Origin of the sequence: Anabaena subtropica FACHB-260 (assembly GCF_014697105.1) — a bacterium.
In the GTDB taxonomy this organism is placed as follows: domain Bacteria; phylum Cyanobacteriota; class Cyanobacteriia; order Cyanobacteriales; family Nostocaceae; genus Trichormus; species Trichormus subtropicus.
The window spans coordinates 1-9,932 of sequence record NZ_JACJRF010000081.1 but is presented as its reverse complement, the minus strand read 5'-3'; the positions used below and the strand labels follow the sequence as shown (position 1 = coordinate 9,932).

The following is a 9,932-nucleotide window of genomic DNA, read 5'->3' as shown; positions in this document are numbered from 1 at the left end:
GTTCTTCTTCGCTCTCTGCGATTTCAATCTTAAAAGTGCGGCTCATGGTTATTTTAATTTATCGAGTTTGTTTCCTCTATTATATGCACCTTCATATTAAACTGGTATTAACCGAACAGTATTGGTTAAGTTTCTACAATTTTTGTAGAAATTCCTGCTAAATCCCCCGATGGAGTTTTACCAATAATATAGACATCTATATTAATCGTACCTATGCGATAAACCTGAATGTCATGCAGATTATCTTTGAGGGTTCGGAGGAGTGATTTAAACCTCTCCACATCTTGTTTTTGTACTTCATCGTGCCATTCTTTTTCTTCAGCACAGTTACGAAAAAAATAATCTATTTCTACTGTTTCAATTAATGTTTCTGGGGAATGTCCTGTTAACTGGAGAAGCTTTTGATTTGTTAAAGGTTCTTGAGCTTGATTAGACCACAAAACAACTTCGTAGGGATATTCTGACTCACTCATCATTACCAAGTTTTTTGAGGCTTGTTTGAGCTTTTCGGTGACTTCATTGGTCATAACAATAAATATAAATCAAGTTTTCTTTGTGGTAAGCGATTTATCGCTCTCTTACCAAATTTTAAAGGGCTAAAGCCCTTACTACGAACTTTTATTTTATTAAGTCTTTTTACTTGGTTACACTTAATGCTTCCGTTAATAATTTCTGATGGATGAAAGCACCATCTACTAAAAATTTTATCTGCTCAGATGATAAAGGTTTACTACTGGTGTAGTATTCTAGCCAAGTTTGAGTAATTACATTAGCATCATCAGTGATATTTGCTAAATCCCATCCGGGTATGGACAAATCTTCCATCAAACGATTTATCTTAGGGTCATAACTTAGGGCAAAACAGCGACAACCTTCACTTGCTGCCATAATTAAACTGTGTAACCTCATACCGATCGCCATTTCTACGCTACGAAAAACACCCTTTAAAATTTGCGGCTCTTCTATACACAAAATTTGGCTAACATCTTTTAACTGCGGTTGTATGGCTTCCGCAATCGCTAAATCTTCGCTTTTTTGAAATGGTATTAATAAAATGAAAGCTTGGGTAGCTTCTTGTAAATTTACCAAAGCTTGAGTTAAGTTAGCTAGACGTGGGGCTGTTAATTGGGGATGGTTTCTTAAGGTGACAGCAATTCTCGGTGTGGGTAAATCAGCAAGTCCGGGGAATGGTTTAGCTTGTAGCGCCCAAACCGGATCAGGTGCGAGAATATAAGGAATTTGCCAATCAGATAATAAAGCAGCACTAACGCGATCGCGTACACTAACTTTAGTACAGCCAGAAAAATTTTGTCGTGCTAAGTAGCGAGTCTGGGGACGCACCAAAGGGCCGATACCTTGCGCCCAAGCTACCGTTTTTAAACCCATCTTCTGCGCTAACCCCATCAGTCCCCCATAGTAAAATGGACTAATAGTGCTAGTAACATCCTGAATTAAACTCCCACCACCCCAAATAAAAGCATCACAAGAGCGTAAAGCTTGCAATACAGGTAAAAAATCCATCCGATTATGGGATTCTACACCATAGCGATCGCTTGTTTCCTCTGGATTCCCAGACAACACCACAGGCGTAACATGAGATGGTAACATTTGCAGAAGCGTTGCTAACAAAGCTTCGTCACCACCATTTCCTTTACCGTAATACCCAGATAATAATGCCCGCATTCCATTAAAATTTTGAATGTTGGATTTTAGATTATCAACATTTTCTCAACAGTTGACCAGATGTCAGTCATATTGGAAAAAATATGAATTCACCTATGGGAAGATGAAGGAAGTGCTGGTCAAAGTTTAACGACTACTGACTATTGACTATTGACTATTGACTATTATTATGTACGTTCTATCAATTCCTACTTGGATTATTCATGTTTCTAGCGTTATAGAGTGGATAGCCGCTATCTGGTTAATCTGGACTTATGGCGAACTTACAGCTAACCGCAGTTGGTGGGGATTGTCTCTAGCAATGTTACCTGCCTTGGTTAGTGCCATGTGTGCTTGTACGTGGCATTATTTCGATAATCCTGCATCTCTAGAATGGTTGGTGACACTGCAAGCTGCCATGACTTTAATTGGTAATTTTACCCTTTGGGCTGCGGCAGTTTGGATTTGGCGTTCTGCAAAGTTTGACCAAACAGCAACGAATAACATCGAATCAGAAGCTATTGAAATAAAGAATAATGTCTAAAGAAACCCTGTTTGCCCTTTCCCTATTTCCCTATTTGGGTTTCTTGTGGTTTATCAACCGCAGTCAGCTAATGCCTCGTTTATCCCTGTATGGATTTTACGGTACTCTCGTTTTTGTAGGTGTTACTATTCCAGCTGGAATTTATGCCCAAGTGCATTATGGTGAAGCGTTAGCAAATATAGATTGGTTACACGGCGGTGCTGAAGTATTTTTGACGCTTTCTAATATCTTGATTGTGGTGGGTTTCGCGCAAGCTATCAGACAATTAAAAGCAAAAAGTTAAACCAGGATTTTGACTGAATACGGGGTGAATTTAAATGGATGTAATTCCAGCAATTGATTTACTTGAGGGTCGTTGTGTGCGACTCTATCAAGGAGACTACGATCGCTCACAAGTTTTTAGCGAAAATCCTGTTGATGTGGCGAAACAGTGGGTAGACCAAGGTGCAACTAGACTGCACATAGTAGACTTAGATGGGGCAAAAGCAGGTAAAGTAGTAAATCTGGGAGCAATTGAAGCGATCGCTCAAGCTATTTCTATCCCCATTGAAATTGGTGGAGGATTACGCGATCGCTCTAGTGTCGAACAAGTGTTTAATTTAGGTGTACAGTGGGCAATTGTCGGTACTGTCGCCGTAGAGCAACCCCAACTTGTACAAGAACTCTGTCAACAATACCCCGAACAAATTATTATCGGTATTGATGCCCGTAACGGATTAGTGGCTACTCGTGGTTGGTTGGAAACATCCGAAGTTTTAGCAACTCAACTAGCCGTACAAATGCAAGAACTAGGTGCAGCCGCCATTATTTACACAGATATCCACCGTGACGGGACACTCTCAGGCCCAAATCTAGAAGCATTGCGAGAACTAGCAGCCGCCATTGACATCCCAGTAATAGCATCTGGTGGAGTGAGTTCTGTCACCGACTTATTGAGTTTGTTAGCTTTAGAAGCCCAAGGTGTGACAGGCGTGATTGTGGGACGTGCTTTGTATACTGGTGATATTAGCTTAAAAGAGGCATTGCAGGCGATCGGCCCAGGACGTATTCAAGACATACCACCTAACTTAGATTTCTCTTCTTTTGCTTAAGCAAACAATTCAAAGCTAGGTTTGTAGTATTGGACTGTTATCTCGTAGAGAAGACTAAAATCCTCTCTACAAGATATCTTGAGAAATTCACGTAATGAAAAACTGCCATAGCATTTTTTTTAATTTCCGGAATCCCAAATAATACTATTGTATTTAGGTAAAGAAGTTAATCAACAGTTAGTGTTTCCCTCAGACTCGTCTAGAATTTATGCTTGTGATCAAACTAACCTGTGGCACAACCATAAATACAAACTATAGGAATCTCATTTGATTATTGAAAAAATCTGAGTATTTGTAGGGTGGGCAATGCCCAACACCACTTGCTACCCTCCGATAACGCTAAGAGCGAATAAGCCGGGGAACCCTTTCAGCAGTTCCTCCTGGGGGGAACCCGCAAGACCGGACTGCTTCACCAACGCAGTGGCTACCCTACGTTTATTTCAGAAATCAAGTATGAATCCTATAGCTCAAAAACACAGTGTTTCTCTACGTGTATTTAAAAAATAAAGTATGAATATTATATAAAACAAATTTTCAAGTTCTGAAAACAACTGCAAATAATGGGTTTCCTTTGCAATAGAGACATATATATGTCTCTATTTTACTATGTAAAATTTTTAACTCATTTCTGGAAACAGTAATATGCTGAATGTAGATACAATTATTACTTATCACCAGATTGCACTCTATGGCTAGCCAACAACCTAATTCCAACCAATCATCGAACAAAAATTTAAATGCCGCCAATCCCAATAGAAAAAAACCACTAAATAATGGTAAACCCAAAAAAACAGATCAATAATATATCGAATTAAATATGTTTAAATTTTAAAAAGACGTAATACTAATTACGTCTTTTTCCTTATTATTGTTTACAGTATTTAAAGTGATGTAATAATTAATGCTTCCTTTACTCATGACATTAAAGAGATTAAAACAATTGTAGATGCTCAATGATTTAATGAATTTATGAATCTAAAACGCCGTCAATTTATATTGTTAACTAGCCTCAGCGCTTTTGGCAGTGGATTATCTGTCTGGAAATTTATTCATCGAAATGACCAAAGTTCTGATTTGGCGATCGCTTCACCACCCAAAAAAGATTTACTTTTACGTTTTGTGTCTGTGGCGGACACTGGGACTGGGGCGAGAGGACAGTATGCTGTGGCTAAAGCCATGACGCTTTATCACAAGCAAAATCCTTACGATTTAGTAGTGTTAGCTGGCGATAATATTTATAACAATGGTGAAATTGAGAAAATCAATGCAGTTTTTGAGCGTCCCTATCAAGATTTACTTAAACAAGGAGTGAAATTTCAAGCTTGTTTAGGTAATCACGATATTCGGACTGATAATGGTGATCCGCAAGTCCGCTATCCTGGCTTTAATATGAACGGACGGCGGTATTATACATTTCGCCGCCAACGCGCACAATTTTTTGCTTTGGATACAAATAGTAATGCCGATTGGCAAAGCCAGCTAGCTTGGTTAGAAAAAGAATTAAGTAATAGTAATGCTCAGTGGAAACTGGTATTTGGGCATCATCCGATTTATTCATCAGGTGTATACGGAAGTAATCAAGCTTTTATTAAAACCTTCACGCCATTATTTCAAAAATATGGAGTGCAACTGTATATTAATGGACACGAACATAGTTATGAACGCACTCGTGCTATTGATGGGACAACCTATTTAACTTGTGGTGCTGGTGCGGGTAATCGTCCTGTAGGACGTTCAAAATGGACAGCGCATTCCACTAGTGATTTAAGTTTTGCCGCCTATGAAGTTTATCCCGATAGGATAGAAGTGAGTGCGATCGCCACTAATAACCGGATTTTTGATAAGGGAATGATTAAAAGGGTTTAGAGGTTAGACAAAGTAGAGTAATTGTTGACTGTTGACTAATGACTAATGACTAATGACTAATGTAGTATCTACATCATTAGTACTTATTCAAAGTCTTCTCCTGCAATAATGTCAGAGCATCTTACGCTTCCAACAACTAAACCTCATGTTCCGCATTTCTCTTCCGGCCCTTGTGCTAAACACCCTGGCTGGTCTGTGTCTAATCTGCAAAATGCCTGTCTGGGTCGTTCCCATAGGTCTGAAGATGGCAAAGCCAAGTTAGCAGAAGTGATTGAACGTTCCAAACAAATTCTTGGTCTACCGGCTGATTATCGTTTGGGTATTGTTCCCGCTTCTGATACTGGTGCAGTAGAAATGGCCTTATGGTCGTTACTGGGACAAAGACCCTTAGACATTTTAGCTTGGGAAAGCTTTGGTCAAGAATGGGTCAAAGACGTTGTAGATGAATTGAAATTACCCGATGTGCGCCTTTTGAAAGCACCCTATGGTGGGTTGCCAAATTTAGACGAAGTTGATTTTAGCCATGATGTAGTGTTTTTGTGGAATGGCACAACTTCAGGCGTGAGAGTTCCCAACGGTGACTGGATCAAAGACGATCGCCAAGGTTTAACCATCTGCGATGCTACGTCTGCGGTGTTTGCAATGGATATTCCTTGGGAAAAAATAGATGTGCTGACTTACTCCTGGCAGAAAGTATTGGGTGGAGAAGCGCAGCATGGTGTTGTAGTCCTGTCACCTCGTGCGGTGGAAAGACTCGAAACCTATCAACCAACTTGGCCCATACCAAAAATTTTCCGTCTATCTCAAAAAGGCAAACTAATTGAAGGCATTTTCAAAGGCGATACTATCAATACACCATCAATGTTGTGTGTAGAAGATGCTTTAGATGCGTTGATTTGGGCAGAAAGTATTGGCAGTCTTTCTGGTTTGATTGGACGTAGTGAAGCTAATCTAGCCGCGATCGCTCAATGGGTTGAACAAAGCTCATGGGCAGACTTTCTAGCAGAAAAACCAGAAACTCGCTCTTGTACTTCAATTTGCTTAAAAATTGTCGATGCGGCCTTTGCTAGCCTGAGCGCAGAAGATCAAGCAAAATTTGCCAAAAAAATGGCGAAACTTTTGGAAAAACAGCAAGTAGCCTACGATATTGCACCCTATCGTGCTGCACCCCCCGGACTACGGATTTGGGGAGGAGCCACAGTAGAGACTACAGATATTGAAGCCTTGCTTCCTTGGTTAGATTGGGCATACGCGACTGTGAAAACTGAGTTTGCTCCTGTAGCTGGAAATAACTTATAGTTCGTAATTCGTAATTCGTAATTCGTAATTGATCATCTTAATTACGAACTACGAATTTTAAGTATCTTCTAAATTTATTTTAAAAATTTGTCGGAAAAAATATTTACTCACCAAATCAAGATTAGCGGCATCTGGGCTAAATATAAATACTGAATTATAGTTTTTAATTTGTGAATTATTACTCAATAAATCGGCGTTGCATAAATGCGGGATAATTTTCATGGTTTTGTGTGATGTACATCTTGCTTCTTGTATTTATGGGGCAAGCTTTGCGTTTTAACTCTATAAGAATCATCCCTTAATTCAGCAATGCCCATAAATCTAACTATTTAAGTAATTAATAGTTTGAATCTGTGAAGTTTGCAGGTAAATCTTTGGAACTTCTTGACACAAATTGTCACGATAGTTAGATTTACATTAATCTAGCCAAAATCAAGGTAATAAATAGCTGAGTGTTGTGTAAAACTCCTCAGCATTTAAACAATTTCATTGAATAACTATCGGAAAATCAAATTCCAAGTTAGTATTAAGACTTAATTGTGCCTTGTTTTAATATCGAGTTCAATTTTTGAGATTTTATGGACAAAAGTCCACAAGATGGCAGTATAATCCTCCCCTGAGTTTGGCGAGCTAGTCTTCCAGCGAGGGGGAGACAATAAGAGGTAGGATCATGCTCACACAGGATGTTCGCAATGCGCTCATTGATGTTACTGATTTGAACCAGCTCAAATGGGATTTAAATCGACTACAACCTGTAGATGTAGGAGAGTATATTGCGCAATTGCCAGAAAAACAGCGAGCGATCGCTTTTCGTCTCCTCAACAAAAATCAAGCAATTGATGTATTTGAATATTTGCCAATAGAAGTTCAGGAAGAACTAATCAACTCCTTACATGATGCTCAAGTGGTGCAACTTGTGGAAGCGATGAGTCCCGATGAACGAGCCGAATTATTTGATGAATTACCAGCCGGAGTAATCAAGAGGTTATTAAAAGAACTAAGTCCAGAACAAAGACAAGCAACAGCCACTATTCTCGGTTATCCCGAAGGTACAGCCGGGCGGGTAATGACGACAGAATATGTACGGTTGCGCGAAGGGTTGACGGTAGGCGAAGCCCTTAGCAAGATTCGCCGTCAGGATGAGGATAAGGAAACGATTTACTATGCTTACGTTACAGACGACAACCGCAAACTAGTACGGGTTGTTTCCTTACGTCAGATGTTGTTTACCTTTCCTGAAGTTTTAATTCGTGATATAGCTAGCGATCGCGTCGTCAAAGTAAGAACTGATACACCCCAAGAAGAAGTCGCTCAAATAATGAAGCGCTATGACTTAATTGCTATCCCTGTAGTTGATCGGGAAGATAGATTAGTCGGTATTATTACTATTGATGATGTAGTCGATATTTTAGAAGAAGAAGCAACAGAAGATATTCAAAAGTTAGCGGGTGTGAGTGGTGATGAAGAGGCGTTGTCTTCTCCTCTACTGACAATTCGTAACCGTTTGCCTTGGTTGTTGGGTATTATGGCGCTTTATATTGGTGCAGCTAGTGCGATCGCCCCTTTTCAATCGATCATTGCTGCTGTGCCAGTGTTAGCCGTAATTATGCCGATATTTTCTAATACAGGTGGTACTGTCGGCATTCAAGCCTTAACAGTGACCATTCGGGGTTTGGGTATAGGTGAAGTTACACCCAAAGACACGATAAAAATTCTGCGGAAAGAAATTCTCGCAGGTTTAGGGACGGCGGTAGTTTTAGCGATAACGATGTTTGCACTCTCCTTAATTTGGGCTAAACCACAAGAACAATGGGTAGCCTTAATTGCTGGAACAGTTATGGCAACTAATACAGTGGTGGCTGTTACACTTGGTACTTTGTTACCAATGGCTTTGAAACGCTTGAAACTAGATCCAGCTTTGGTCAGTGGCCCATTATTAACCACCATGCTAGACATGATTGGGTTTTTAACTTTTTTGAGTATGATTTCTGTAGCTTTGAAGGTATTTCATTTACCAACTTGATAGGGGCTGGGGACTGAAGAAAGTAGAGAAAGAGAACAGTGACTATTGACTATGGACGATTGACTATGGACTAATGACCAATGACTAATGACTAATGACTGTTTATGCCTACTTCTACTTGGAATCGTCATCACGTCCTTTCTTTAGCTGACTTTACTGCTGCTGAATACGATATTGTTTTAAAAACTGCTGCCAGTTTTCAAGAGGTATTATCACGACGGACGAAGAAAGTACCAGCTTTACAAGGACAGGTGGTGGCAAATTTGTTTTTTGAACCATCTACCCGTACTCGTAGTAGTTTTGAACTCGCTGCTAAACGTTTGAGTGCAGATACACTAAACTTTGCTGCATCTACTTCTTCCATGACTAAGGGAGAGACAATTCTCGATACAGCAAAGACATATTTAGCGATGGGTACTGATATTATGGTGATTCGCCATAAAGAAGCAGGTGTACCAAATGCGATCGCTCAAGAAATGGATCGTCTAGGTGTACGTGTTAGCGTCCTCAATGCTGGCGATGGTCAACATGAGCATCCTTCCCAAGGACTGCTAGATTTATTTACCATTTGTAGTTTGATAGATGCAGCTAATCCTCGGTTAGAACTGTTACAAGGGAAAAAGATTGCGATCGTTGGTGATATTCTTCATTCCCGCGTAGCCAGGTCAAATATTTGGAGTTTAATTGCTAGTGGCGCTCAAGTCCATCTAGCTGCACCACCTACTCTTTTACCCAAGTTATTTGCTGAGTATATCTTTGGGGAAGAAACAGTATCGCCTGGTCAATTATTTATCCATTGGCAATTAGAACCAGCTTTGCAAGATGCTGATTTTGTCATGACATTACGCTTACAAAAAGAGCGTATGACTGCCAATTTACTGCCCAGTTTACGAGAATATCATCAATTGTTTGGTATTACCCGCAGCAAGTTGCAACTGTGTCAGCCGAATGTCAAAGTGTTACATCCAGGCCCTGTGAACCGTGGTGTTGAAATCAGTTCTGATTTGATGGATGACCCAGAATTTAGCCTGATTCAATCCCAAGTTACCAGTGGTGTGGCTGTACGTATGGCGTTGTTATATTTAATAGGTAGTGGCAAGACTAATCCTTAGTCATTGCATTGCTGAATCAAAGGATGGTTCTTGTGAGTAGGTATCCCTAACAAGTGTAGGTTTTTGACGCTTTGCCCTCAAAACACGGGTTTAGGGTGTAGCAACGCGAAAAAGTGAGATCATAGTGAAGAGAGCAGGGGAGGCAAGGGAAGTAGGGGAGGCAGGGGAGGTAAAACAATGAATAAAGAAGCAATCAAAGATCATAAAGATTTGGGGATTTATAAAATTACGTCTAATGTGAATTAAAGAGAATGAGACTGGAAGGTGAGAACATCAATACCAAAAAGGCGGCGAAGCAATTTGCGTAGTGTGTGAGAGGCGATTTTGGCAGCAAT

Annotated in this window: 9 protein-coding genes and 1 pseudogene; 7 read left to right on the top strand and 3 right to left on the bottom strand. The window is 40.0% G+C overall.

Features of this window, described 5'->3' with window-relative positions:
- Positions 1-125: 125 nt before the first annotated feature.
- Both H6G18_RS24085 and csaB read right to left on the bottom strand, forming a co-directional pair.
- The gene (locus H6G18_RS24085; protein WP_190409613.1) at positions 126-527 is read right to left on the bottom strand and encodes a nuclease A inhibitor family protein; all 402 of its coding nucleotides are present in this window, start codon (positions 525-527) and stop codon (positions 126-128) included.
- 109 nt (positions 528-636) lie between these two features.
- On the bottom strand, positions 637-1,683 hold the full coding sequence (csaB, locus tag H6G18_RS24080) for a polysaccharide pyruvyl transferase CsaB (protein WP_190409612.1): 1,047 nt from the start codon (positions 1,681-1,683) through the stop codon (positions 637-639).
- Positions 1,684-1,852: 169 nt separating this feature from the next.
- On the opposite strand from csaB, the gene H6G18_RS24075 reads away from it, so the two are divergent.
- The 7 genes from H6G18_RS24075 (at position 1,853) to H6G18_RS24045 (ending at position 9,597) form a co-directional block, all read left to right on the top strand.
- Positions 1,853-2,206, top strand: coding sequence for a DUF2499 domain-containing protein (locus H6G18_RS24075; protein WP_190409611.1), 354 nt, complete (start codon positions 1,853-1,855; stop codon positions 2,204-2,206).
- Positions 2,199-2,489, top strand: a complete 291-nt coding sequence (locus H6G18_RS24070) for a DUF3593 domain-containing protein (RefSeq protein ID WP_190409610.1) — start codon at positions 2,199-2,201, stop codon at positions 2,487-2,489. The genes H6G18_RS24075 and H6G18_RS24070 overlap by 8 nt, the downstream gene beginning before the upstream one ends.
- A 34-nt stretch (positions 2,490-2,523) precedes the next feature.
- Positions 2,524-3,297 carry a 1-(5-phosphoribosyl)-5-[(5-phosphoribosylamino)methylideneamino]imidazole-4-carboxamide isomerase gene (hisA, locus tag H6G18_RS24065; RefSeq protein WP_190409609.1) on the top strand — a complete coding sequence of 258 codons (774 nt, stop codon included), beginning with the start codon at positions 2,524-2,526 and terminating at the stop codon, positions 3,295-3,297.
- 969 nt (positions 3,298-4,266) lie between these two features.
- The gene (locus tag H6G18_RS24060; protein WP_190409608.1) at positions 4,267-5,163 is read left to right on the top strand and encodes a metallophosphoesterase family protein; all 897 of its coding nucleotides are present in this window, start codon (positions 4,267-4,269) and stop codon (positions 5,161-5,163) included.
- 108 nt (positions 5,164-5,271) lie between these two features.
- Complete coding sequence (locus tag H6G18_RS24055; protein WP_190409607.1) at positions 5,272-6,462, top strand: phosphoserine transaminase; 1,191 nt, start codon at positions 5,272-5,274, stop codon at positions 6,460-6,462.
- Between the two features lie 670 nt (positions 6,463-7,132).
- Positions 7,133-8,485, top strand: a complete 1,353-nt coding sequence (gene mgtE / locus H6G18_RS24050) for a magnesium transporter (protein ID WP_190409606.1) — start codon at positions 7,133-7,135, stop codon at positions 8,483-8,485.
- Between the two features lie 104 nt (positions 8,486-8,589).
- The gene (locus tag H6G18_RS24045; RefSeq protein WP_190409605.1) at positions 8,590-9,597 is read left to right on the top strand and encodes an aspartate carbamoyltransferase catalytic subunit; all 1,008 of its coding nucleotides are present in this window, start codon (positions 8,590-8,592) and stop codon (positions 9,595-9,597) included.
- Between the two features lie 242 nt (positions 9,598-9,839).
- On the opposite strand, the pseudogene H6G18_RS25405 reads toward H6G18_RS24045, so the two are convergent.
- Positions 9,840-9,932: pseudogene (locus H6G18_RS25405) on the bottom strand (IS982 family transposase); the annotation flags it as partial.

Excerpts from the sequence above, each read along its gene's own strand:
- csaB (WP_190409612.1), bottom strand. The coding sequence starts at position 1,683 with ATGCGGGCATTATTATCTGGGTATTACGGTAAAGGAAATGGTGGTGAC.
- H6G18_RS24055 (WP_190409607.1), top strand. The coding sequence starts at position 5,272 with ATGTCAGAGCATCTTACGCTTCCAACAACTAAACCTCATGTTCCGCAT.
- H6G18_RS24070 (WP_190409610.1), top strand. The coding sequence starts at position 2,199 with ATGTCTAAAGAAACCCTGTTTGCCCTTTCCCTATTTCCCTATTTGGGT.
- H6G18_RS24075 (WP_190409611.1), top strand. The coding sequence starts at position 1,853 with ATGTACGTTCTATCAATTCCTACTTGGATTATTCATGTTTCTAGCGTT.
- hisA (WP_190409609.1), top strand. The coding sequence starts at position 2,524 with ATGGATGTAATTCCAGCAATTGATTTACTTGAGGGTCGTTGTGTGCGA.
- H6G18_RS24060 (WP_190409608.1), top strand. The coding sequence starts at position 4,267 with ATGAATCTAAAACGCCGTCAATTTATATTGTTAACTAGCCTCAGCGCT.
- H6G18_RS24045 (WP_190409605.1), top strand. The coding sequence starts at position 8,590 with ATGCCTACTTCTACTTGGAATCGTCATCACGTCCTTTCTTTAGCTGAC.
- H6G18_RS24085 (WP_190409613.1), bottom strand. The coding sequence starts at position 527 with ATGACCAATGAAGTCACCGAAAAGCTCAAACAAGCCTCAAAAAACTTG.
- mgtE (WP_190409606.1), top strand. The coding sequence starts at position 7,133 with ATGCTCACACAGGATGTTCGCAATGCGCTCATTGATGTTACTGATTTG.